The sequence below is a fragment of the Borrelia sp. MN22-0132 genome (genome assembly GCF_049201035.1).
Taxonomy (GTDB): domain Bacteria; phylum Spirochaetota; class Spirochaetia; order Borreliales; family Borreliaceae; genus Borrelia; species Borrelia puertoricensis.
This window is the reverse complement of record NZ_CP138334.1, coordinates 704,397-727,639: the sequence shown is the minus strand read 5'-3', so window position 1 is coordinate 727,639 and position 23,243 is coordinate 704,397. Positions and strand designations below refer to the sequence as shown.

18 protein-coding genes, 3 tRNA genes and 1 pseudogene are annotated in these 23,243 nt (G+C 27.8%); 17 read left to right on the top strand and 5 right to left on the bottom strand.

The window, feature by feature from the left end:
* Positions 1 to 1,515, bottom strand: coding sequence for a UDP-N-acetylmuramoyl-L-alanyl-D-glutamate--2,6-diaminopimelate ligase (locus R5397_RS03425; protein WP_421623064.1), 1,515 nt, complete (start codon positions 1,513 to 1,515; stop codon positions 1 to 3).
* A 159-nt stretch (positions 1,516 to 1,674) separates the two neighbouring features.
* Here R5397_RS03425 and R5397_RS03420 point away from each other — a divergent pair.
* From R5397_RS03420 to R5397_RS03395, 6 genes are all read left to right on the top strand, one after another.
* Positions 1,675 to 1,747 (top strand) — tRNA-Cys (locus R5397_RS03420).
* 92 nt (positions 1,748 to 1,839) lie between these two features.
* The gene (locus R5397_RS03415; protein ID WP_247065387.1) at positions 1,840 to 3,081 is read left to right on the top strand and encodes a hemolysin family protein; all 1,242 of its coding nucleotides are present in this window, start codon (positions 1,840 to 1,842) and stop codon (positions 3,079 to 3,081) included.
* Between the two features lie 25 nt (positions 3,082 to 3,106).
* On the top strand, positions 3,107 to 4,039 hold the full coding sequence (hflK, locus tag R5397_RS03410) for an FtsH protease activity modulator HflK (RefSeq protein WP_247065388.1): 933 nt from the start codon (positions 3,107 to 3,109) through the stop codon (positions 4,037 to 4,039).
* A gap of 1 nt (position 4,040) precedes the next feature.
* Positions 4,041 to 5,012, top strand: coding sequence for a protease modulator HflC (hflC, locus tag R5397_RS03405; protein ID WP_421622898.1), 972 nt, complete (start codon positions 4,041 to 4,043; stop codon positions 5,010 to 5,012).
* 332 nt (positions 5,013 to 5,344) lie between these two features.
* Positions 5,345 to 5,417, top strand: a tRNA-Phe gene (locus R5397_RS03400).
* A 205-nt stretch (positions 5,418 to 5,622) separates the two neighbouring features.
* Positions 5,623 to 7,167: a hypothetical protein gene (locus tag R5397_RS03395; RefSeq protein WP_421622897.1), complete on the top strand. Its 1,545-nt coding sequence runs from the start codon at positions 5,623 to 5,625 to the stop codon at positions 7,165 to 7,167.
* Between the two features lie 5 nt (positions 7,168 to 7,172).
* Here the strand turns inward: R5397_RS03395 and rsmD are convergent, their stop codons facing one another.
* Positions 7,173 to 7,718 (bottom strand): 16S rRNA (guanine(966)-N(2))-methyltransferase RsmD, encoded by a 546-nt coding sequence (gene rsmD, locus R5397_RS03390; protein WP_421622896.1) that lies wholly within the window; start codon positions 7,716 to 7,718, stop codon positions 7,173 to 7,175.
* Between the two features lie 85 nt (positions 7,719 to 7,803).
* Between rsmD and R5397_RS03385 the strand changes: the two genes are divergently transcribed.
* The 7 genes and pseudogenes from R5397_RS03385 (at position 7,804) to R5397_RS03355 (ending at position 16,928) form a co-directional block, all read left to right on the top strand.
* A complete protein-coding gene (locus tag R5397_RS03385) occupies positions 7,804 to 8,634 on the top strand; it encodes a UTP--glucose-1-phosphate uridylyltransferase (protein ID WP_421622895.1) in 831 nt (276 codons plus the stop codon).
* Positions 8,635 to 10,320: a BB_0208 family protein gene (locus R5397_RS03380; protein WP_421622894.1), complete on the top strand. Its 1,686-nt coding sequence runs from the start codon at positions 8,635 to 8,637 to the stop codon at positions 10,318 to 10,320.
* Between the two features lie 76 nt (positions 10,321 to 10,396).
* Positions 10,397 to 11,033, top strand: a pseudogene (locus tag R5397_RS03375) (tetratricopeptide repeat protein); the annotation flags it as partial.
* Positions 11,034 to 11,501: 468 nt separating this feature from the next.
* The gene (locus R5397_RS03370; RefSeq protein WP_421622893.1) at positions 11,502 to 13,859 is read left to right on the top strand and encodes a tetratricopeptide repeat protein; all 2,358 of its coding nucleotides are present in this window, start codon (positions 11,502 to 11,504) and stop codon (positions 13,857 to 13,859) included.
* Positions 13,856 to 15,694, top strand: coding sequence for a DNA mismatch repair endonuclease MutL (gene mutL / locus R5397_RS03365; RefSeq protein WP_421622892.1), 1,839 nt, complete (start codon positions 13,856 to 13,858; stop codon positions 15,692 to 15,694). Before R5397_RS03370 ends, mutL begins: the two co-directional genes overlap by 4 nt.
* A gap of 20 nt (positions 15,695 to 15,714) precedes the next feature.
* Positions 15,715 to 16,755 carry a hypothetical protein gene (locus tag R5397_RS03360; RefSeq protein ID WP_421622891.1) on the top strand — a complete coding sequence of 347 codons (1,041 nt, stop codon included), beginning with the start codon at positions 15,715 to 15,717 and terminating at the stop codon, positions 16,753 to 16,755.
* Between the two features lie 99 nt (positions 16,756 to 16,854).
* Positions 16,855 to 16,928 (top strand) — tRNA-Ile (locus R5397_RS03355).
* A gap of 2 nt (positions 16,929 to 16,930) precedes the next feature.
* On the opposite strand, the gene R5397_RS03350 is transcribed toward R5397_RS03355, so the two are convergent.
* Positions 16,931 to 17,587 (bottom strand): hypothetical protein, encoded by a 657-nt coding sequence (locus tag R5397_RS03350; RefSeq protein WP_421622890.1) that lies wholly within the window; start codon positions 17,585 to 17,587, stop codon positions 16,931 to 16,933.
* Positions 17,565 to 18,143: an elongation factor P gene (gene efp, locus R5397_RS03345; protein WP_421622889.1), complete on the bottom strand. Its 579-nt coding sequence runs from the start codon at positions 18,141 to 18,143 to the stop codon at positions 17,565 to 17,567. The genes R5397_RS03350 and efp overlap by 23 nt, the downstream gene beginning before the upstream one ends.
* Positions 18,144 to 18,262: 119 nt before the next feature.
* Here efp and R5397_RS03340 point away from each other — a divergent pair, with 119 nt between their 5' ends.
* The 4 genes from R5397_RS03340 (at position 18,263) to pstB (ending at position 22,409) form a co-directional block, all read left to right on the top strand.
* The gene (locus R5397_RS03340) at positions 18,263 to 19,114 is read left to right on the top strand and encodes a substrate-binding domain-containing protein (protein WP_247066220.1); all 852 of its coding nucleotides are present in this window, start codon (positions 18,263 to 18,265) and stop codon (positions 19,112 to 19,114) included.
* 83 nt (positions 19,115 to 19,197) lie between these two features.
* Positions 19,198 to 20,106, top strand: coding sequence for a phosphate ABC transporter permease subunit PstC (gene pstC, locus R5397_RS03335; RefSeq protein WP_247065400.1), 909 nt, complete (start codon positions 19,198 to 19,200; stop codon positions 20,104 to 20,106).
* Positions 20,103 to 21,644 carry a phosphate ABC transporter permease PstA gene (gene pstA, locus R5397_RS03330; RefSeq protein ID WP_421622888.1) on the top strand — a complete coding sequence of 514 codons (1,542 nt, stop codon included), beginning with the start codon at positions 20,103 to 20,105 and terminating at the stop codon, positions 21,642 to 21,644. Before pstC ends, pstA begins: the two co-directional genes overlap by 4 nt.
* Positions 21,645 to 22,409 carry a phosphate ABC transporter ATP-binding protein PstB gene (gene pstB, locus R5397_RS03325; RefSeq protein WP_247065402.1) on the top strand — a complete coding sequence of 255 codons (765 nt, stop codon included), beginning with the start codon at positions 21,645 to 21,647 and terminating at the stop codon, positions 22,407 to 22,409.
* On the opposite strand, the gene R5397_RS03320 is transcribed toward pstB, so the two are convergent.
* Positions 22,410 to 23,231, bottom strand: a complete 822-nt coding sequence (locus R5397_RS03320; protein ID WP_247065403.1) for a ZIP family metal transporter — start codon at positions 23,229 to 23,231, stop codon at positions 22,410 to 22,412.
* Positions 23,232 to 23,243: the final 12 nt, after the last annotated feature.

Below are 23,243 nucleotides of genomic sequence, written 5' to 3'. Positions count from 1 at the left end.
TCAACTCCTATTTCTCGAAATTATATCTTTAACAACAGCTTGCTCATCCCAAAATATACTTCGATCTTTATATATTATTGAGTTTTCATGCCCCTTTCCAAGAGTAACCACCAAATCGTCAGTATGTGCAATATTTATTGCCTTTTCAATTGCACTTTTTCGATCAGGAATAAAAAATAAATCTTTATTTAAAGTCTTTCCTGAAATTCCTTCCGCAATATCTCCAATTATTTGCATACTATCCTCACCTCTTGGATCTTCATCACAAAGTATTATTATATCTGAATATCTATCTGCTATTTCTCCTTGCAACTTTCTCTTAAGAAGATCTCTCTCTCCAGCAGAACCAAAAACAGAAATCAATCTATTTTTTGAAAGTCTTTTAAAGACAGGAAAAATTTTAAGAAAAGCTCCGGGTGTATGCGCATAATCAATAATTAAAGAAAAATCCTGCCCAAAATCAACACTTTGCATTCGTCCAAAAAGACCCTCAATATTTACAAGCTTATCAATAAGTTCTGACACATCAACGTTAATAACTTGACTAACAACAATTAAAGCAGCCATAACATTTTCAACATTGAAACTGCCAGTCAAATTAACTCTAGCATCATATTTAACATTCTTATGATAAAACTCAAATTCAGTAAAACCCATTTGTTCATTAATCTTACTTACAAAAAAATCAGCATTTTTATTCTCTAAACTATACGTATAAGCCCTATTAATAGTATCTAAAAAGGTAGAAAAATTTTTATCATCCATATTGACAATACCAAAACCACCATTCGCATCTGCAGAAGAGAAAAGATTAAGTTTAGCATCTAAATAATGCTGCATAGTACCATGAAATTCAAGATGTTCATGACTAACATTAGTTAAAACAGCAACAGAGTACGCAATATCAATTAATCTTGATGTTCTAACATCAAGGCCATGCGAAGTCGATTCAACAATAGCATATTCAACATTATTTTCTACCATTTTACTAAGAACTAAATGAATTTCTGTTGACTCTGGAGTCGACTGCCTATAAGGATTCTTAACTAGAGTTCCACTTCCGTCTTCAAAGAATACCGTTGAAATAAAACCAACTTTCACACCCATAGATTTTAATAGAGTATAGATATAAAAACAAACAGAACTTTTACCATCAGTTCCTGTAACGCCAATAATCTTAAGATTTTTTGAAGGTTCATTATAAAAAATATGAGCAAATCTTGACATAAATTTTTTTATATTACAAGAATCAATTTTAATATATGTCACATTGGGATCATAAAAATCAATATCATTAGTATGCACAATAACATTACTACCTCGTTCAATTGCCGAATTAATAAATTTTTGACCATCAAAATGAAGTCCTGGAAGAGCAAAAAATACAAAATGAGATAAAACACATCTTGAATCATATGTAAGTCCCAAAATTTCTACTTCACAGGACCCTTTAATTTCCTTTACAAAATCCTTATCTAACTTAGATAAAACATTATTAAGCATTTTTTTATTCATATTCATAAACATATTCATAAATATTACAAAAATAAAAATTATTTTTATAGAAAAACATATAAAGAAAATATTTAAAAAAGTTCAATCACAATAATTCAATCATAAAAGATACTGTTTACAATTTAAATATTTTTTAATAAACTAACTAATGTTCAAAATGGCGCCGTACCCAAGTGGCTAAGGGAGAAGTCTGCAAAACTTTGATTCGCCGGTTCGATTCCGGTCGGCGCCTTGTAATCCTTAAGTAAAAAGCCAATGCAATTTTTTTTACAAAGACAAATAAAACTAAAGAAAATGCTTTGAAGATAAATTAAAATAATACTTATGTTAGAATTAACAATTATATTAATATTCATAATATTATCGGCAATTTTTTCAGCATCAGAGACAGCCTACACATCATTAAGTCTAATTCAACTTCAAGACATAAAGAAAAAAGGCAAATTAGGAATAATAGTATACAACTTAGCACAAAATCCATCAAAGCTTGTAACGACAATTCTAATTGGGAATAATATTGCCAACATAACAGCAAGCGCCCTTACAACAAAATTGGTCCTCGACAAATATGGAAACAATGCACTTGCTTTATCAACTGGAATCATAACAATAATAGTGCTTATATGCTCAGAAATATTCCCTAAACAGATTGCAATTCTAAATAATGAGAGCATAGTTTTATCAACCTCAATCTTACTCAAAATATTAACAATCTTATTCACACCAGCAATATATGTAATTAATGGAATAGTTAAAATTTTACTAAGCCTATGTAAAATAAAAGCAAGTCAAAAAATGACTAAAGATAGCATTAAAAACATGTTATTTTTGGCCGAAAAATTAGGAATTTTAGAAAATGATGACAGAATATTCATGCAAAAAATGCTAAACATAGGAGAAGTTAGGGCTTCTGAGATTATGACACACCGAACAGAAGTATTCTCACTCTCAAGCACATCACAATTAAAAGATAAGATCAAACTAATTAAAAAAGAAGGATATTCCAGAATTCCTGTATATAAAGGCCAAAATAGAGAACAAATAATAGGAATTTTAATAACTAAAGACCTAATTGAAATAAGTAAAAAAAAACTTGAACAAAACATTATTAAATTTGTAAAACCTGCCGTTTTTGTACAACAAAACAAAAGGATAAAAGATATACTAGATATCATGAGACAAAAACAAAAAATAATGGCCATCGTTATCGACGAGTATGGAGGATTTGCAGGAATACTTACAATAGAAGACATAGTAGAGAAAATCTTTGGTGCAATATTTGATGAATATGATTTTGAAGAACAAAAACAACTAATTACTAAAAAAAATGAAAATATCTACCTAATATCGGGCGAGACTACATTTGATGAGATTGAAGAAACAATTGGAATAAAAATTCAACACAAAGATTACATAAACACAATTGGAGGATACATAATGGATTTACTTGATAAAATACCCACGGGAGGAGAACAGGTTAGCACAGAACATGGAAAATATTTAATAGAGGAAATCCAGAATCATAAAATAAAAAAAATAACATTTACAAAACTTGAAAAGGAGTAAAAATGTATAAAAAAAAGGAGACAAAATGTTAAATGATATCTTAAAATTTTTCAACAAAACATATGAATATATGATAATTCTAATTGTATTAGTAATCGCATTACTAATAACCATTGCAAATATTTTTGTGGTGGGACCATCTGATGAAGCTATAGTTCTTCGTCTTGGCAAGTTAAATAGAATACTTGAACCAGGCATACATATAAAAATTCCATTAATTGAAGAAAAATTAATTGTACCAGTAAAGATCGTACAAGAAGTTAAATTTGGTTTTAATACAAATAATAACACAGGACTTAACTTGAACGAAGATGACGGAATAATTATTACTGGTGACTTAAATATAATTAAGGTTGAATGGTTAGTACAATATAAAATCAGTGACCCATATTCTTTTATGTTTAAAGTAGAAGATCCTGCAAAAACTATAACAGACATTGCAAAATCATCAATGAACAGATTAATTGGGGACAATACTATTTTTGAAATAATTAATGATAATAGAGTTGGTGTCACAGAAGGAGTAAAAGCCTCTATGAATGAAATCATAAAAACATATGATTTAGGAATTGATATTGTTCAAGTACAAATCCGAAATGCTATGCCACCAAAAGGAAAAGTTTATGAGGCATTTGAAGATGTTAATATCGCAATTCAGGATAAAAATAAATTCATTAACGAGGGAAGAAAAAAATTCAATCAAATAATCCCAAAAATCAGAGGAGAAGCCCTCAAACTGATAGAAGAAGCCAAGGGATATAAGGAAAACAGAATAAATACCGCATTAGCTGAGACCGCCATTTTTAATGCAATCCTAAATGCATACATTAAAGATCCAGAAATTACAAGAGAGAGAATCTACAACGAAGCAATGAAGGAAATCCTTGAGAGTAAAGACAACATTGAAATAATTGACAAAAACTTAAATAATTTTCTCCCATTTAAGGAGGTTAAATAAAATGAAATATATACTAAAATTTTTATTCTCTATTGCCAAAATTTTAGCTTTTACATTAATATTTAGCTTAATATCGTTAGCTATAATGCAACCACTCTATATTTTAAAAGAAAATGAAATTTCAATCACCACAAGACTTGGTAAAATTGAAAGAACTGAAAATAAAGCAGGACTTAAATATAAAATTCCATTTATTGAAAATGTACAAATATTTCCCAAAAATATACTTAGATGGGATGGAGAACCTCAAAGGATTCCAACAGGAGGAGAAGAAAAACAATTAATATGGATAGATACAACTGCTAGGTGGAAAATTGTCGACATTAATCAATTCTATACAGCAATTAAAACAATGAATAGAGCTTCTACAATAATTAATGCAGCCATTGAACCTGCAGTCAGAGGTGTTATTGCCAAGTATCCTTTGCTTGAAATCATCAGAAGTTCAAATGATCCAATTCAACGTCTATCTGATGGGGTTTTAACACCACAAGAAATTACAGATAACACAACTTACAAGATCACAAAAGGTCGCAAAATAATTGAAAATGAAATAATTGAAGTTTCTAACAAAAATACAAAAGACATTGGTATTGAAATTGTTGACGTTCTTATTAGAAAAATTGGTTATGATCCAAGTTTAATTGATTCTGTACATAACAGAATGATTTCAGAAAGACAACAAATTGCAGAAGAACAAAGAAGTACAGGAATTGCTGAACAAACGGAAATCCTTGGTAGCATTGAAAAAGAAAAGCTAAAGTTATTAAGTGAGGCAAAAGCTGAAGCAGCTAAAATTAAAGCTGAAGGGGATCATGAGGCTGCACAAATCTATGCAAAGGCTTATAGCAAAAACGTTGAATTTTACAAATTTTGGCAAGCACTAGAGAGTTACAAAACAACACTCAAAGACAAACGAAAAATATTCTCAACAAATATGGATTTTTTCAGATACTTACATAATAAAAAATAAATTATGAAATGGGACAAATACTTGATTGTATTGTGTCCCATTTCAGCAAATACTAAAAAGTAAAGATAATTTCACAAATAACAAATTTTAGTAAAAACACTGTAAAAGTTAAAACAATAATTATCACCATAAAAATATATAATTATCTTTATCATATACTTTATCATAATGTCCCAAAGACTGAAAACTAGTATTTACTATGTTTGATAATAAGTAAAATTGACAAAAAAATTACTCACCCAAAAAATTACAAATAATTTTTTATTGACAAAAAACTTTGTTTATGAAAAAATAACTTCTGTTAATAAAAAATTACAATGTCAAAAATTTTAGCCGCTGTAGCTCAGTTGGTAGAGCAGAGGACTGAAAATCCTTGTGTCAGGAGTTCGATTCTCCTCGGTGGCAATATAAGTTAAAAGATTTTGTCTATACAATGCAGCCCACTTAAAAAAAGAAAGGATAAACTTTAGGTATCAGCTGTTAAGAGGCTATATAAGATTATACAATAAGCATAGCTGCATCTCAATTGATAAAGAATAGGATAAAATTCCTGACTCGTGCATTCAATTGTCTTAGACAATAATACTTAAAGCTTTTAAGAGGGCTCTCAATGATTTTCAAAGAAATAAAAAAAGTAGAAGATTTAACAGAAAAGGATATAATTTTTTCAAATATTGGAAATATGGCCAAATTAAGTACAAGAGTAAACGAAAAAATAATCACATTTTTAAATAAAGGTAACGTTTTACACATACCAGTAATCAATAATTACGAAAATATTCCACATGACAAACTAATAAATACAATTAATGAAGAACTTCTAAACAATGAAATAAATTTCCTAAAGGAAGAGCTAATAGAAGCATTAAAAGATATATATAAACCATTTTCAGAAAAAGATAAAATGTTTACAATCTCTGGAAGAAAAACATTAATTAATTTAAATACACTAATGGAAAAAGAACTCGATCCTATCTACTTTAAGGAAATAATTGAGGGCAGTTTTAAGATTTTACCAAAACACAAAATAATATCTATTCAAAAGATATTACTAAAAATCTATGATCATTTTGATTTCCAAAAAATCACAGAGAAAAACAATCTTAACAATACAAAAACAATAAAAAAATTATATCTACATTCAATTAGAAGAGATTATGAATTTTGCAGGGAACAAATAAAAACAGAAGGCGACTCCATATTGATACATGCAATTGATACTACGATCTACTTTTTAACAACTATTGCACAATTAAATAAAGAAAGGGCTGCCAAAGATGCTCCACGATCAACATCAAAATTCTTTATCGACAAATCGCACTACACAGAATTCACAGAATTTTTCTACGATAATGACATTATACTGCAAGCTGCACTTGGAGTACTATTACACCCAATTGGACTTATGCATATCACAATATTACAAAAAATAAGAGAAAAGATCAGTCTTAAAGACAAAAACACAAAAGAAAAATATATGTCTAAAATAGAAATTTTAGAAAAAAGTATTAATATCTCTAAAAATCTATTCCGAATGAGAGAAGATATTTCTGCCATTACAAAGATGATAATAAATGGACAAAAAAGCTATCTTAACATCAAAAATCGTGCAGAAACAACCAAAAAAAAATTCACCCATGAGCTTATTAGAATTTTTTGCATAATAGATACTTATGATGAAATGGTTAATCCAATTATAATCAAAGAACCCGTTAATCCCTTAGAAGCTATTAAATTTTTAACTGAAAACAGTGAACAATACTATTGGACAAAAGATAACCCAGAAGAATACTTAAAAAACAAAAAATTCGACGTAGAAATGCTAAAAAATTTTCTAAAAGTCCTTGCACCATTCGATTATGGAGCAATAGTAGATGTATATATAAAAGATTGCCATAAACCTTTATTTAAAGCAGTTGTTTTGAAGTATACAATAGGTATTTTTCCCATTATGTCCATTATTAAACACAAGGAAAAATCTTACAAAATTGGAGATATACTACTAAACCTTGAATCTAGAGAAATCATCACAAAGGGACAAAATGGAGACATTAAAACAAGTCCATTCAAAAATACAGATCAATTTGAATTAAGGCACAACATTGAAGAACTTAAAAGTGATGAATTTCAACTTTTGACTCCTATGCAAGGTTAATGGGCCTACACATAAGACTGAACTTTAAAAAAATCAAGTTTTGACCCCCCATACTTTCTAAAATCATATTTATAGAGTCTTAAAATATTGTTGTCCAAATTTTCTCTCGAAGGATAATGAATAATAATTTTTGCATCTTTATTTAAACTTTCATTTTCTGATATTACTTTAAGTAAATTCTCTTTCAAAGAATATCCAAAAGGCGGATCAAGATAAATAAAATCATAAAAAAGATCACTCTTTTTAAGAAATAATTCAGCCTTCCTGAAAAAAAATTTGTAAGGTTCATTCACAACTTCAAAATTCTTAATCAAAACATTTTTAGAAAATTTATTGCAATCAACAAGATGAGCAAGATTAGCTCCCCTACTTAGAGCTTCAAGAGACATTATTCCCGTCCCTGCAAATACATCAAGAAAATTTGATCCTAAAATCTGATTTAAAAAAATGGAAAAAAATGCTTCTCTAACAATAGCCATCACAGGACGCACACCAACTATTTTAGGAAAATCAACCTTCCATCCCTTATATTTACCTGCACTTACATGCATAAAAATAGATTTTAAATCATTTCCAAAAAAAATTAAATATTTACAATTTAAATTTTGATATAATTTTAATTAAGAGAGAAAAAACATGAAAGGTATTATTTTAGCTGCGGGATATGGAACAAGGTTCTTACCCATAACAAAAACTATTCCAAAAGAAATGCTGCCAATTTTAAACAAACCATCAATTGATTACATTATTGAAGAATTTACTAGTTCTGGAATCAAAGAAATACTAATAATAACTTCAAGAAGAAAAAGTGTTTTAGACAATTATTTTGATAGAGAAATTGAACTCGAAATTGTATTTACCAAAGAATGTAAAAAAGACTTGCTAGAAAAAATCAAACTTAAAGACATTAATATTAGCTTTATAAGGCAAAATGAAATGATGGGAACAGGTCATGCTCTACTGCATGCAAAACCCTGGATAGGAACTGAAAATGTAATAGTCGCATACCCTGACGATTTACATGTTGGATCACCATCCTTAACAACACAATTAATAGAATTGCATAAAAAAACTGGAAAAAACATATTATCTGTTATTGAAAATCCTAAAGACATTAACAGATATGGAGTAATAAAATTAAATAAAGACAATATTCATGTCAAAGACATAGTAGAGAAGCCAGAAATTGGAAAAGAACCAAGCAACAAAGCATCTATCGGAAGATTCTTATATACCCATGAATTTTTCAAATTTTTAGAAGAAGGTTTTAAAATTCACCAAAAAGGAGAATATCATCATATTTATGCCTTAAGAAAACTCATGTCTGAGAACAAAGTATTATACAAAGAAATAGAAGGTGAAAGACTTGATATAGGCGATATTGGGGGATATTTAGAAGCGATAATCAAAATTGCAAAACGTGATGATAAATTACTACAAATCATTAAAGATTCACTAAGGAACTAAATGAAGATAGTACCAAAATATCAAGAATTTTATAATTCTCTTAGCATATTAAAAAAATATATAAATATAAACATAGAAGAAAAAATTTTAAAATATAGCATTTTATCAAAACTTTACAAGCTCAATGAAGAAGAAATTCAAAATCTTATAAAAATAAGTCAAGATTATGAACTTAAAAAAAACAAAATCAATATCACACTTGAAGAATATTATTATGAAAAAATACAAGACAAAAAAATAAAAAATTGGATACTAGAAATAATTAGAGAAAAAAATTCATTACAAATAAAAAAAGAAACAAATCTTATCAGTAAAAGATCTGGGATAACATATAAATTAAATTCCACCAACTTTTTAAAAATAATTGAAATACAAAATAATAGCAAATACACACAAGAAAAAAAAGAATTATATAAACAATTAATATTAAATTTCTCTAGTAACTTAAAAATAGAAAATCTAGAACCAACAATAGACATATTAATAGCTGTAAAACATAGAAACAAGGAAAAAATTAAAGGCATACTAAAATATAATCAATCATTTCAAAGATTATTTAAATCAAGTTTAGGAAAAAAACAAAGTAGAGTAATAAAACTAAAAAAATTACTCATATTAACCTACTGGCCAGTAGGATGTTTATCCAAATCACTTTTCAATAAAATCTTAACAAAACATTACAAATACATAATAGATGAAGTTTTAACTCTCAAGTATGATGAGATCCTAAAATACCTAAAAACAATTAAAACTTTCAGTCTTAATAAAATTTTTTATAAAGGATCAAATAAAAATTCTAATTTCAACTATTTTTTTAGTGAATTTATGAAATATACCCCTAAAGATTTTCAAAACACTTTAAAAACTTATTTATTTTCACTCGAAAAAACTGCAATAAAACAATATCTAGAATGGTTTTTTAAAAACAAAGTACCAAATGAATGGGAAGATTTCATCTTTGCAATTGAATATCTTGAAACACATAAACTGCTCAACCTAAGTTTAAATATCAAAGATATCATCATAGCAAAATTTAAAGCAGAAGAATTTTTTGTATCTTTTGAAAAAATGAACTTCAATCCATACAAAAATTCAAAAATATTTCAAAATAAAAATATAAAAAGAATATTTTTACAAAATGTAATAAATTATATAAAAAACAACTCAACAAAAATAGATACATACGGATGGATTGCATTTTATATTTACGCAGATAAAAATGATAAAGCAAAATTCTCAAAAGATATAAAAAACTTTTTTGAGAACAAAAACCTTGAAATTCAAAATCAAATATTTGTATATTTTTTATCCTTTTATCCAAATATTGATAAAAAACATTTTGAATTCATATCAGAAATAATGATACACCTCGATAAAGATAAAATTTCAATACCTCAAGAAATAATAAAAATGCAAGAAATAAGTCCTTACAGATTAAATTATCGTAAATCATACATTTTTGTCAAATCATTAATTTTAAGAACAAGAGTACTTAAAATATTACATAAAAACATTAAACTAGCATTGCTACTTAAACTAGAAGAATTTAAAATTGAAACATTACTACCTGCCATATGCTATATTATTTGTTATTCCAAACCAAATGCATTAAAAGAAGAAAAAACAATATCATCCGAAAAAAAAGAAGAAATAATGAAATTTATTACATTTTTAACTAAAGAATAAAATAAATTTGATTTTAAGGCACTATGAAATATAGAAATATTTACTTTAAAGTAATAAAATAGTACTTATAAAAGATATGAATAAATGTTTATTATTGCTTAAAAAGCTGATTGTCTTGCTTATTTTATTACTTAATTCAGATTTGGCATACTCTCAAAGATTAATTAGAATTGGACAAGAAGAGATAAAAAATAAAAATTATTCACAAGCAATAAAAATCCTAAGTGAAGCCATTCAGAAATATCCAAAAGTACAAAACGGCTACTATTTTCTAGCAATAGCCTATAGAGAAAATAATCAACTAACAGAAGCAGAAGGAGCTCTGCTTGATGGAATTGCAATAGGAGGAGACATTGATTATAAGTTATATTTTGAACTGGGTAACATAATGTTCAAACGAGGTGAGGGTTATTACAACCTAGCAATCAAATATTATTCCAATTCAGTTAAAAATATGCCCAATTATGACAAAGCACTTCTTAACAGAGCAAATTCTTATGTTGAACAAGGAAAAATTAATTTTAAGGAAAAAAATTACAAAAATGCATGGGATTCATACACTATGGCAATCCATGATTATTCACAATTTATTACATTAAGATATGAAAGTGAAAAAAAAAATGCTATTCTCCACATGATCGCTCTGTTAAGAAATAAAAAAGCCGCTCTTGAAGAACTTGACAAAAGTCTTAAAAACAGAAATGAATACATTGCCACAGAACAGCAAAATGATAAAGATAACAAACAAGAACATATGAGTAAAAACGATAAAGATAACAAACAAGAACATATGAGTAAAAACGATAAAGATAACAAACAAGAACATATGAGCAAAAATGATAAAGATAACAAACAAGAACATATGAGCAAAAATGATAAAGATAACAAACAAGAACATATGAGTAAAAACGATAAAGATAACAAACAAGAACATATGAGTAAAAACGATAAAGATAACAAACAAGAACATATGAGCAAAAATGATAAAGATAACAAACAAGAACATATGAGTAAAAACGATAAAGATAACAAACAAGAACATATGAGTAAAAACGATAAAGATAACAAACAAGAACATGAAAAGAAAAAAACAATGTTAAAAAACAAATTTGAAGATAATTTAAAAACAGATTTTTTAATTGAACTAGACAAAATTAATTGGCAAGAGGAGTTGAATATAGATGAATAAAAGAAAAAATTTACCCATACTAATAATTTTAATAATATTACTTATTGCTTCATTTGGAGGACTTGGTTATTACGTATATAAAGAACGCCTAAATAAAAACAATCAAGAAATAATGCTAAATGAAGTAAAAAACAGCGTTATGGACAGAAATTATAAAAAAGCACACTCAATAACAAAAATTCTAAAAGATAAATACCCGCAAAATGCAGATATTGCAATGCTTGAAAACACTCTTTCCGAACTTGCAAATAACAGTCCTTTTGAATCAAAAGATTTACAAAAAGATACGGCTAATCAAATATTAGATAAAATACAAGGAAAACAACAATCAATACCTATTAACAATGAAAATTCTGAAATTGCTTTTAACAATAGATATATAAAAGATACTACAAAAATAGAAAATTACGCTGATAGGAAAGATGATACTGGAATTGAAAACGAAGACATTTTAGAATTTAATCAAAACACAATACCTGAGAACTTAAGAAAAAACATAAATAAAATAGCAAAACAACAAGAATCAAGTCCAAACAACGATAAATCTATTGAGAATAAAAAAAATCTATTTAACTTAAAAAAACTAAAAGAAAATCTCAACAAAGAATTAAATCAAACCAAGCCCACTCAGTTCAACACTACAAAACAAGTCATAAAAACACACGAACAAAATGAAGATAAACCTATAAAAAAGAATACAGATGGCTCTAGGGAAAATAAAACAAAACAAATTGACAAAGTTGTAGAAATTTCTCCCTCTATCAAACCAAAAAATAAAAAAGAGACCCCAAACACAAAAGATGCTCATAAAAATCAAATAATAGAAAAAATAGAGAGACCTTATAGTTATGTAATAAAAAAAGTACTCTATGAAATATTAGATAACATTAATACCGGGAATCCCTCACTTGCCAAAGAAAGACTTAATGAGCTTATTAAAAAAGGATTGAGTTACAAATTCAATAAAGTTAATGACTTAATTGATAAACTACAAACCCAAGAAGCGGCCAATCTCTTAATTAGATTAATAAAACAAGATATAGAGCCAAATTCAATAAGTATAGAAAAAGCTCCTTCCAAAAAGGAGCTTTTAAAGCAAAAACAACCCAAAGAAGAAAAATTCCCTACAAAAGATCACTTCACAGATAATCAAATAAAAATGAAAGAAGAACCTAAAATACATGCAAACCATATTAGTCAAACCTCAATAGAATTACAATCTCTTAAAATGCTAGCATCAACAAATGAAGAACAAAAAGATTTCAAAAAAGCCGAAGAAATTTATGAAAAAATTGCAAATATTACAAACAAAGCAGAAGATCACTACAAAGTCGGAATAATGAAATTTAAACTTAAAAAATATGAAGAATCAATAAAAGCATTTGATAAAACAATATCATTAAATCCAAAGCATAAAAAAGCATATACAAATAAAGGAACAAGCTTAATATTGTCAAATAAACCAAAACAAGCAATTGAAGCTTTCAAAAAGGCAATTACAATCGACCCAAATTATGATACTGCCTACTATAAAAAAGGAATAGCAGAAGAACAAAACAATGACAAACAAAATGCTTTTTTAAGTTTCAAAAAAGCTTATGAGATTACAAAAAATCCTCATTACGCTTTAAAAACAGGAATTATTGCAAACTATATTGGGGATTTTAAAAACAGCGAAAAATATCTAGACAAAGCAAGTACTTCGATAAAAGAAAAAAACGATATTATGTTTTATAATCTAGCAATAGCAAAATTTGAAAATGATAATCTTAATGAATCACTAATAAGTATCAATAAAGCCCTTGACATAAATCCAGAAAAATCTGAGTACTTATATTTAAAAGCATCTATTTATTTGACTAAAGAAAATTATAATGAAGCAATACCACTCTACAATAGTGTAATTTTAAAAAATTCTGAAAATATTACGGCTCATATCAATCTAGCAAGAGCATACGAAAAATCAGGCAATGAACCAAAAGCAATTGAAACTCTTGAGAAAATTAGCAATAAAAATCATTTATTAGCACTAAACAATCTTGGCATACTTTATAAAAATCAAGGAAACTATCAAAAAGCAATAGAAATTTTTCAAAAAGCAGAAGCTCACTCAAGTCTTGAAGCAAAATACAATCTTGCAACTGCCTTGATTGCTATTAAAGATAATAAAAGAGCTATGGAAAAATTAAAAGAATACATTAAAATAAATCCAAACAACCCAGAAGCTCTACATGCATTAGGCATAATAGAATATAATGATAATGGGAATGATAAAATACTTAAAGAAGTTATCAACAAATTTCCCAATTACAAACAAAATAAAACAATAATAAAAATTATAGGCAAATGAATAAAATAAAATTTTTAGATAGAAGTCTAGTACAAAAAATAGCAGCAGGAGAAGCAATAGATAGACCTTGTTCAATCTTAAGAGAATTACTTGACAATTCAATAGATTCCGGAGCAGATAAAATTGAGGTTTTTCTTGAAGAAGGTGGGATTCGAAGAATACTAATAACAGACAATGGTAGCGGAATAAGCAAAGAAGATTTAAAAATATGTTACCTATCCCATACCACTTCAAAAATAAATGAAGAGAAAGACCTTGAAAAAATCCAAACACTAGGATTTAGAGGGGAAGCTCTCTCAAGTATTGCCATCTGTTCAAATTTAACAATCACAAGTTCAACTACAGGAGAAGACAGCTACCAAATTGAAGTTGAAAACGGAACTGAAAAATATTTTAAAAAACAATCCGCAATAAATGGAACAATAGTAGATGTTACGAATCTATTCCACAATTTCCCAGCAAGAAAAAGATTCTTAAAAAAAGACTCTATCGAAACAAAAATGTGTTTAAAAGTCTTTGAAGAAAAGGCTGTTACTCATCCTGGCATTGACTTTAAATTAAGTCTAAACAATGAACTAAGAAAAGTTTACTTTAAAGAAAGCTTAATAAATAGAGTTCAGAGTGTATATGGAGAAATAATAGAAAACAATAAATTTGGGAAAATAGAAACAGAATATGAAAATGTACAAATGAAAATCTTTTTTGCTCCACCCAACTTCTCAAGAAGAGACAGACGAAACATAAAAATATTCCTAAATAGAAGACCTGTTGAAGAGCACAATCTATCTGAAGCAATAATTGATGGACATAGCAGAATACTCACTAATAGAAATTTCCCAATATGTTATTTATTTCTAGAAATAGATCCCAGATACGTCGATTTTAATATACATCCTCAAAAAAAAGAAGTAAGATTTTTTAACTTACCATTTCTTCCTAAGCAAGTTTCAAGCAATATTAACGAATTTTTTGACAGAGAACGAAAAGAAATTTTACAAGATTACCATAACATAATAATCAAAAGGCAAATAACAAATGACACTCATCTATTACACCCTGAAGATGATCTAACAAATTCAGATTTTCAAGCTTATGAAATCATACAAAACGAATCATTGATTCTAGATAAACCTAAAAACAATAAAATAACAAACATAATAGAAGATAAGGTAAAATTTGAAAGTCAAAACCCAATTCAAAAAGATAAACCATCATTCAAAAGCTACATCCAAAATATTCTCCTAGAAACTTCTACAATGCCAAATGATTTTCAAAAACCAATAACAAAACATAAATTTAAATATAGGGGACAACTATTTTCAGAATTTTTAATAGTAGAAAAAGATAATGAGGCTTTCTTCATAGATCAGCATGCACTTCACGAAAAAATCATATATCAAACTTTAATAAATTCAGAAAAAATTACTCAAAAACTTCTAATACCGATTGAATTTCAAGTAGACTGTGAAGATACAGATAAAATATTAGCAAGTGAATTGGAAGAATATAAAAAATTAGATATCATAGTTACCAAAATAAAGGAACAAACCTACCAACTCGAATCAATTCCCAATATCTGCAACAAATATGAAAATCTTATCATTCAATTTTTTAAAACAAGAAAAAGTAAAACAATTGATTCGCTGCAAACTGATTTATATGCAACCATTGCATGTAGACAAGCTATTAAATGCAATGATACAATAAGTTCTGAATTTAGTCAATTTTTAATAAATGAATTTTTCAATCTCAAACTAAAATACTGCCCACATGGAAGAAAAATTTACCATAAAATTTCCAAATTTGAGCTTGAAAAAAATGTTAACAGAAAATAAAATGAACATGGAAACCGCTTATGATAAAAGATATTAAATCCAAAATTCAAGAAATGATCACACAAAGAGATAAAAAACTAGTTGAACTTGGCAAAGCACTTAAAAACAGCAACGTAATAGAACTTAAAAAATTAAAATCTTACACATCTTTAAAATTAATTGAAAAAGAAATATCTCAGCTTAAAGCAAGCCTAAATAAAATAGAAGATAATGAGAGTAAACTAAAAGAATTATATAAAAAGGTCAAAGACTATAGAAAAAGCAAAAAACACATCTTAAAAGCACATGAAAAAAAACTTAAAAAAATTACTGAAATAATAATAAACAAATATCCAAATAATCTTTCAGCAATTTTAGAATACAAAATGAATTTTACCAAATCAACACTTGAAAAGTATAAATATAAAACAACAGAAATAACAAAACTCAATGAAAAAATTAATTTCTTCAAAAAACTTATCATAAACATTAAACTAATACTAAAAGACATCATAAATAAAATAAACATAGAAAAAATATCAAAAGAATTCGAGAAAAAAATATTAAAAGAACATTTATTTTCAGACAATTTAGAAAATTTAATTGATGAATTTATAGGAAACAAAGACTTAAGCAAAGCAATCGTTGAAGAATATAGGTTAATGAATGAAATTCAAACAGAAATCGTAAAAATAAACAATGAAATAAAACATAAAAGTATAAAAGATAACATTAATAGTAAAAATAAAATAGAATGTACTATTAATGCTGTTCAAACAAATAGAGAATTAATTTTAAAAAAAATTGCCGAAGAATTTGTTGAGATATCAAAAACAGAAAAGGGATTAAATAAAACCGTAACAATTAATTCATTGTTAGAAACAATAAAAAATCTAAATCAACAGATATCCAAGTTGAACACAGATTTGATAAAAGCAATAAAAATAGATGAAATTGTAAAAGTGAAATCAAAAATGCAACAACTCATCAAAAATAAAGAATCAATTGAGGCCAAATTAAACGAATTAAATTCAAAAATAGAAATCATACAAAATGAAATTGACGAACTTGACAATCAATAAAAAATCAATATAATGATCTAAGGTATTTCTAAGCTTTAATTGGCATTAAAAATGTTTAATCACTTTTAAGAACTTTTTTAGCTTATCTTTACTTATATGGGGCCTATAGCTCAGTTGGTTAGAGCACCCGACTCATAATCGGGTGGTCCCAGGTTCAAGTCCTGGTAGGCCCAAACTAGTTTAATTTAAAAAATAAATTAGAATTCTTCCCCAAGTAATAAAACCCTAAATAAGCATCCAAGTTATCATCATCTAACTGAATGTTCATTAAATCTTCGATCTTAACAATTGAATAGAAAAAATCAATTTCATCCTTAGGAGTCTTAATCAAATATAAATTATTACCACTAATTTCATTTAACTTAAGCTTATCTTTTGAGTTATACATATAATAATGAATTAAAGTCAATTCTTCTTCCGACAAGCTTAAACTTATGACAATATCTCTACTATATACCCTCATTCCAGAATCAATAAGATGAACTTGTGCCACAAAATTTTCAAAACTCTTATCAAAAACATTAAACCTTAAATCTTTACAATAAAGAACGTTTTTCCCAAGAACAGAATCTATAAAAGAAGAAGTATATTTATCCTTAGCTACTTCAATAAACTCCTTACTATCCATGTTTTCAACAAAAAATTTGATCACATCATTAGAATTTAAAACTTTAACGGCAAAATCAAAAGTCATAAAATAATCGAATTTATCTTTAGCGAAATAATAATTAATCACATAATCAACTTCCCTTATATCAGGATAGTTCATCTCACAGGAACAAAAAAAAATAAAAAATAATAACAATATGTTACTCTTTAACTCTCTCAGCATACTCTTTAGTTTCGGAATTAACTAAAATTTTATCTCCAACATTAATAAAAAGAGGTGCTTTTACCACCAATCCCGTATGAAGGGTAACATTCTTCATTGCATTAGTTACAGTATCGCCTTTCACAGCAATCTCAGCATCTACAACCTCAAAGGCAACTTTTGGAGGCAATTTAAGATCAATAACTTCATTATCCCATTTAATAAGAGAATAAATCTCAGCTTCTTGCAAAAACAGAACCTTGTCCTCAATGTTCGAAATCCCTCTTAAGTTCACATCAAATTGCTCATAAGTTTCTAGATCCATAAAAATAAGATTTTCATTCTCTTTATAAAGATACTGAGAACCAACTTCTAACACTTCAATTTCTTCTACTGTATCAGCACCCTTTAAAGTTTCCTTAACAACAGACTTGTTTTTAAGATTTTTAAGCTTCAATCTTACAATAGAACCTCCCCTACCCATTTTTGAAAACTCTCTCTCAAGAACAATATGTGGCATGCCTTTAAAAAGCAAAAAAGTACCTTTTTCAATATCTCCCGATTTAATCGTACCCATCTAATACCTCAAATTTTTAATGTATATAATAACTTATATCAAAAAATCAAAATATTTACTATTCATTGACTTATCTAAGATTAATGATATTATATATAGTTGTAAAAGGAGTTAATTTAATGCAGGCTATCAAAGTGCTCTTTGCTATTTCACTAACTTTTTTATTTAGCAATTGTACAAACAAAGATAAAGAAAATGTCATCGCAATTGGTGGATCTACCTCGACAACCTCTATTATGGACGAAATGATCCTACGATACCAAAAAATAAATAATCAACTCAAAGTCACTTATGATGCACAAGGCAGTAGTGTTGGCATTAAAGGATTATTCGATGGTATTTATAAAATGGCAATTTCTTCAAGAGACGCAACTGAAGAAGAAATAGCTCAAGGAGCAAAAATCACAATTATTGCTTATGACGCTTTAATATTCATTACAAGCCCTGATGTCAAAATCACAAATATTACAGAAGAAAACTTAGTAAAAATACTTAACGGAAATATTAGAAATTGGCAACAAGTCGGTGGACATGATGCTAAAATTAATTTCATAAATCGAGATTCATCATCAGGCTCTCATTCATCTATAAGAGAACTGGTTCTTGATAAAATATTAAAAAATCCTGAGGAAGCTCAATTCAGACAAGATAGTATTATGGTCAAATCCAATGGTGAAGTAATTGAAAAAATAAGTCTCACGCCCCACTCAATTGGTTACATTAGTTTTGGATATGCAAGAGGTGCAATAGAAAAAGGTCTACATACACTCTCAATAAATAACATATATCCTACAAAAGAAACAATAACAAAGGACAAATATAATATAAAAAGAAGGCTAATAGCGATCACAAACAGTATTTCTGAGAATCAGAATATACTTGATTTTATTAACTTTATGCTAAGTCCAAATGGACAAGATATTGTTGAAGAACAAGGGTTCATAAAGGTTCATACAACTGAAAATAACTAAAACCATGACAAAATTGTCTTAAGAATTTAAGTTAAATATAAATTTAACAAAATTCGATTTCTATAGGGGAACTCTTTTAAGGCATGAAATTAACTTTAAAGACAAAAAGAAATATTGTTAGATTGGCTTTCAACTGTTTTATTTTTACATCCGCAACAATTAGTACCTTGACAATATTACTATTAATCTTATTTATCATTAAAAATGGAATAGCACCCTTGCTTAATAATAAAATCAAAATTTTTAATTTTCTATTCAGCACAAATTGGGATCCTACTAGCAGACTACAAAAATCTTACGGAATTTTATCTTTTATTATAAATTCAGCTTTAACAACATTTTTTTCAGTTCTAATTGCACTACCAATTGGACTTGGTTTTGCAATTTACCTGTCTGAGAAAACCAAAGGCATTTACCAAAAAACATTACAAACAATAATAGAACTCTTAGCAGGAATACCAAGCGTAGTATATGGGTTTTTTGGAAGCACATTTATAGCAACCCTTATAAAGAACACTTTCAGAAGAGAAGATAACTTAGGATATAATTTAATAACCTCAGTAATAGTTCTAAGCATAATGATACTCCCAACAATAATTAGCGTCTCATACACATCACTTAAAGCTGTTCCAAAATCATATAAACTAGCATCTCTTGCACTAGCTGCAACAGACTGGCAAACAATATATAAAGTGATGATTCCTTCAGCTGGAAAAGGAATTTTAGCAGGAGTAATACTAGCAATTGGAAGAGCTATTGGTGAGACAATAGCAGTTTTAATGGTTGGTGGGGGTTCACCTCTATTTATACAAAATATATTCTCACCTATTAGAACACTAACGGTAAACATTGCAATAGATATGGGATATGCATCTGGAACACACAAAGAAGCCTTATTTTCTACAGCTTTGGTTTTGCTATTATTAGTCATAATAATAAATTCAATTAAACACTTTATTTTATCTTCATCTAAAAGGCTAAAAATCAAGTGAATACAATTCAAACAAATAAATTATTCAATAAAATTTCATTTTGCATAATCAGATTCATTTCTTATTTTTTAATAACACTACTATTTTTTCTAATATCGTATATAGTATACAATTCACTATTCTTTACAAGCAAAAAACAAACATTATTTTTAGATGAAACAAAACACTTTTTACCATCCACATTGAAAAACAAAATAATCAAAATTGCATTTATTATTAATAAAAGCATAAAAGTGGAAGAAATTACTACGCAAGATATCTACAATATATACAATAATAAAATTTCACATTGGGGAAGCATATCAGATCAAAGTATTGACATAGTTCCAATTGCAAGTTCACAGTCAAATCTTGCAAGTACAGTCATGCTACAAACTTTTACCAAAGACAATAAATTTAATAACAGGTATATAAAGCTTGTAGAATCAACTGAAAAGATAATAAAAACTGTCAATAAAACAACAGGGGCTATTGGTTACTTAACAAAAGAAGAGCTTGAAAAATTAGATTTTAAAAAATATTCAGAAATTAAATCCCTAAAAATCAAATCCATGTCTATTTTAGTAGGCAAAAAAACACTACAAAAAAGTGAAAATGAAATTATTAACATACTAAGTCTTAATCAGATTAAAAAATTACTCATAGAAAAGAAAGACTGGAATGACTTAATATCTAAAAATATTAAATTAAATATCATAAAATACTCAGATTATGATCAAAATGCAATAAAAACAGTGGAAGAACATGAAGGCACAATTGCAGTTGTGCCTTGGCATTCTTTCTATAAAAGTGATGCTCCTTTTCTCAAATTATACTATATGAAAAAAGAAATGCCTTTAAACTTAAATTTCATATTATCTACTCCAAGAAATTCTGGAAAATACGGGGGCATTTCTTATTTAATCCTCAACACATTTTACGTCATAATATTAACAGCAATAATATCAATTTCAATAGGAATTGGTACGGGAATAATGCTTGCAGAATATACTGCAAATAAAATATTTTATAAAACAGTATCCATGAGTGTTGATATCTTATCATCCATCCCTGCTATCATTTTTGGACTCTTTGGACTTATCTTTTTTGTGCCAATCTTTGGCATGGGAATACTCTCAGGAGCAATAACAAGTTCTTTAATGATCTTACCAATGATTATTAAAACAACTGAGGAAGCACTAAAATCAATTCCTAAATCATACAAATATGCCTCAGTTGCTCTAGGTGCCAATAAAACAGAAACTATAATCAAAATTTTACTACCCGCTTCTAGTCCAGGCATATTGACAGGGATAGTGCTTGCAATAGGACGTGCTCTTGGAGAAACTGCTGTACTCCTTTTTACAATGGGGACAAATTTAGGACTTGCAAGTTCCCTAAATGAACCTTCAAGAAGTTTAACTGTACATCTACTATTATTATTTCAAGAAGGATATTTAGACAAAGGTTTTGCAACAGCATCAATACTTATAATAATGATACTTTTAATGAATTTAACATCAAAATTTCTAATCAATAAATTATATAGGATTAAGTAAATGAGCCAAGACAAAGCAATTATTAAAACAGAAAATCTAAACTTATTTTATACAGATTTTAAAGCATTAAATAATATTAACATATCAATACTAAGAAATAGCATCACAGCCTTAATAGGTCCATCAGGTTGTGGAAAATCAACATTTCTTAGAACGCTTAACAGAATGAATGATCTTGTGGAAGGAGTTAAAATAGAAGGAAAAGTTATGTATGAAGATAAAAGTATTTACTCAAACAATTTTGATGTACTAGAACTTAGGAGAAAAATTGGAATGGTTTTTCAAACTCCTAATCCATTTTTAATGTCAGTTTATGACAACATAAGTTATGGACCTAAAATTCATGGAATTAAAGATAAAAAAAAACTTGATGAGATAGTTGAAAAATCCCTAATAAAATCTGCACTATGGAATGAAGTAAAAGATAAACTTAACAGAAATGCCTTAAGCCTTTCAGGGGGACAACAACAAAGACTCTGCATTGCAAGAACTCTTGCAATCGAACCAAATGTAATATTAATGGATGAGCCTACTTCTGCTCTTGATCCAATCTCAACAGGAAAAATTGAAGAACTAATAATAAATTTAAAAGAAAGCTACACAATCATAATTGTAACTCATAATATGCAACAAGCTGGACGGATATCTGATCGAACTGCATTCTTCCTAAATGGCTATATTGAAGAAGAAAGCCAAACAGATGAATTATTTTTCAATCCTAAAAATATTAAGACAGAAGAATATATTACTGGCAAATTTGGCTAATTACCCCAAAGACACATCAAGGAACATCATTAAAGCAAATCCAACAACTCCAAATATGGTTGGAATCTTATTGTCAATATCTTTTCTCTTAGCTTCAGGTATTAATTGTTCAATTGAAACATAAATCATTGCCCCTGCAGAAAAAGATAAAGCAAAAGGTAAAATCCTAGTAAAAGTATAAACTGCATAAGATCCTAAAAATCCTCCAACAATTTCTACCAAACCTGACATCTGACCATAATTAAAACACTTCCATAAAGGAACATTACCTCTCCTTAAAGGCAAAGAAATTGCTGCACCTTCTGGCATATTTTGAATACCGATTCCTAATGTAAGAATCATAGCTCCAACTAAAGTATGAATGTCAGGAGAAGAAGCTAAAGCTCCAAAAGCAACACCAACAGCAAGTCCTTCCGGAAAATTATGCAACGTAACAGCCGTAAAAAGCAAAAAATCCTTTTTACCATGTCTTGTTAAATCTTCATCAATAAATGCTAGTTTATCAAGATCTGGCACAAATACATCCACAATATATATAAAAAATGCTCCTAATAGGAAACCAAAAACTGCTGGCATCCATGCAATATAACCAAGCTCTTCCGCCATCTCTATTGCTGGTTTAATAAGCGAAAAAAAACTAGCAGCAATCATAATTCCTGCTGAAAAGCCAAGCATGGCATCCATTATTTTATTGTTTACTTTTCTGAAACAAAAAACAGCAGCCGCCCCAAAAGCTGTGGTAAACCAAGTAAAAGTAGAACCTAAAAATCCTAAAAAAATAGGATGTAAAGTTAATAAATAATCGCCTAAATGTTTAAACATAAAGTATCCTCC

Bases quoted from the DNA above. Each gene is read 5' to 3' on its own strand.
- R5397_RS03425 (WP_421623064.1), bottom strand. From the start codon at position 1,515: ATGAATAAAAAAATGCTTAATAATGTTTTATCTAAGTTAGATAAGGAT.
- hflK (WP_247065388.1), top strand. From the start codon at position 3,107: ATGTTAAATGATATCTTAAAATTTTTCAACAAAACATATGAATATATG.
- R5397_RS03380 (WP_421622894.1), top strand. From the start codon at position 8,635: ATGAAGATAGTACCAAAATATCAAGAATTTTATAATTCTCTTAGCATA.
- R5397_RS03370 (WP_421622893.1), top strand. From the start codon at position 11,502: ATGAATAAAAGAAAAAATTTACCCATACTAATAATTTTAATAATATTA.
- R5397_RS03415 (WP_247065387.1), top strand. From the start codon at position 1,840: ATGTTAGAATTAACAATTATATTAATATTCATAATATTATCGGCAATT.
- R5397_RS03385 (WP_421622895.1), top strand. From the start codon at position 7,804: ATGAAAGGTATTATTTTAGCTGCGGGATATGGAACAAGGTTCTTACCC.
- hflC (WP_421622898.1), top strand. From the start codon at position 4,041: ATGAAATATATACTAAAATTTTTATTCTCTATTGCCAAAATTTTAGCT.
- R5397_RS03350 (WP_421622890.1), bottom strand. From the start codon at position 17,587: ATGCTGAGAGAGTTAAAGAGTAACATATTGTTATTATTTTTTATTTTT.
- R5397_RS03320 (WP_247065403.1), bottom strand. From the start codon at position 23,231: ATGTTTAAACATTTAGGCGATTATTTATTAACTTTACATCCTATTTTT.
- mutL (WP_421622892.1), top strand. From the start codon at position 13,856: ATGAATAAAATAAAATTTTTAGATAGAAGTCTAGTACAAAAAATAGCA.
- pstB (WP_247065402.1), top strand. From the start codon at position 21,645: ATGAGCCAAGACAAAGCAATTATTAAAACAGAAAATCTAAACTTATTT.
- R5397_RS03395 (WP_421622897.1), top strand. From the start codon at position 5,623: ATGATTTTCAAAGAAATAAAAAAAGTAGAAGATTTAACAGAAAAGGAT.
- rsmD (WP_421622896.1), bottom strand. From the start codon at position 7,718: ATGCATGTAAGTGCAGGTAAATATAAGGGATGGAAGGTTGATTTTCCT.
- R5397_RS03360 (WP_421622891.1), top strand. From the start codon at position 15,715: ATGATAAAAGATATTAAATCCAAAATTCAAGAAATGATCACACAAAGA.
- R5397_RS03340 (WP_247066220.1), top strand. From the start codon at position 18,263: ATGCAGGCTATCAAAGTGCTCTTTGCTATTTCACTAACTTTTTTATTT.
- pstC (WP_247065400.1), top strand. From the start codon at position 19,198: ATGAAATTAACTTTAAAGACAAAAAGAAATATTGTTAGATTGGCTTTC.
- efp (WP_421622889.1), bottom strand. From the start codon at position 18,143: ATGGGTACGATTAAATCGGGAGATATTGAAAAAGGTACTTTTTTGCTT.